The organism is Comamonas testosteroni ATCC 11996 (genome assembly GCF_000241525.1).
GTDB classification, from domain to species: domain Bacteria; phylum Pseudomonadota; class Gammaproteobacteria; order Burkholderiales; family Burkholderiaceae_C; genus Comamonas; species Comamonas testosteroni.
In genome coordinates, this window is the sequence record NZ_AHIL01000046.1 from 1 (window position 1) to 319 (window position 319).

General features: G+C 55.8%; 3 tRNA genes. All 3 read right to left on the bottom strand.

Going from position 1 to position 319, the window contains the following annotated elements:
* Nucleotides 1–77, bottom strand: a tRNA-Asp gene (locus tag CTATCC11996_RS21340).
* 48 nt (nucleotides 78–125) lie between these two features.
* Nucleotides 126–201 (bottom strand) — tRNA-Glu (locus CTATCC11996_RS21345).
* 42 nt (nucleotides 202–243) lie between these two features.
* Nucleotides 244–319: transfer RNA gene (locus tag CTATCC11996_RS21350), tRNA-Ala, on the bottom strand.

The window sequence follows — 319 nt, forward strand, 5'->3', positions numbered from 1 at the left end:
TGGCGGAGTGGACGGGACTCGAACCCGCGACCCCCGGCGTGACAGGCCGGTATTCTAACCAACTGAACTACCACTCCTGGCAGGAAGCTTTGCTGCATATCATGCAGCTTCAAGCGCTTCAAACTTGGCGACCCTACGGGGATTCGAACCCCGGTACTCACCGTGAAAGGGTGATGTCCTAGGCCTCTAGACGATAGGGTCAATCCTAGAACGATTCAAGTCTTGCGACTTGCCGTCAAATTTTGGTGGAGGTAAACGGGATCGAACCGATGACCTCTTGCATGCCATGCAAGCGCTCTCCCAGCTGAGCTATACCCCC